Annotated in this window: 1 pseudogene; it reads left to right on the plus strand. The window is 42.9% G+C overall.

From position 1 onward, the window contains the following. A pseudogene (locus R7Z47_RS27000) lies at nt 1-506 on the plus strand (glycerol-3-phosphate 1-O-acyltransferase); the annotation flags it as partial.

Here is a 506-nt window from a genome sequence, read left to right on the forward strand (position 1 = left end):
CGCCTTAACGCTTTGTGCAACAGCATTGTTGGCTTCTCGTCAACGTGCACTGTCTCGTGATTCTCTGATCAATCAGATTGAGTGCTACTTGAAGCTACTCAAGAACAACCCATACTCAAGCACTTCAACCATCCCAACAGAAAGTGCTGAAGAGTTGGTTGATCACGCTATCTCGTTAGATAAGTTTGTGATTGAAACAGACAGTATGGGCGACATCATTTCTCTGGATCGTAGTCAATCGATTCTGATGACTTACTATCGCAACAACATCATTCACTTGTTTGCGCTGCCATCATTGATTGCCCAGATGATTATTCGTCAGCGCAATCTCACCGTGGAGAAAATCCAAGAGAACGTCGCGCAAATCTACCCATTCTTGAAGAAAGAGCTGTTCCTAAGCTACCAAGAGGAAGATTTAAACGACCTTGTGGTGAAAACGTTGAATGAGTTTGCCGAACAGAAAATGATCTGTCTTGATGGCAACAAATTGGAAATCAACCAATCAA

This window comes from Vibrio sp. 1641, assembly GCF_033339995.1.
In the GTDB taxonomy this organism is placed as follows: Bacteria; Pseudomonadota; Gammaproteobacteria; order Enterobacterales; family Vibrionaceae; genus Vibrio; species Vibrio alginolyticus.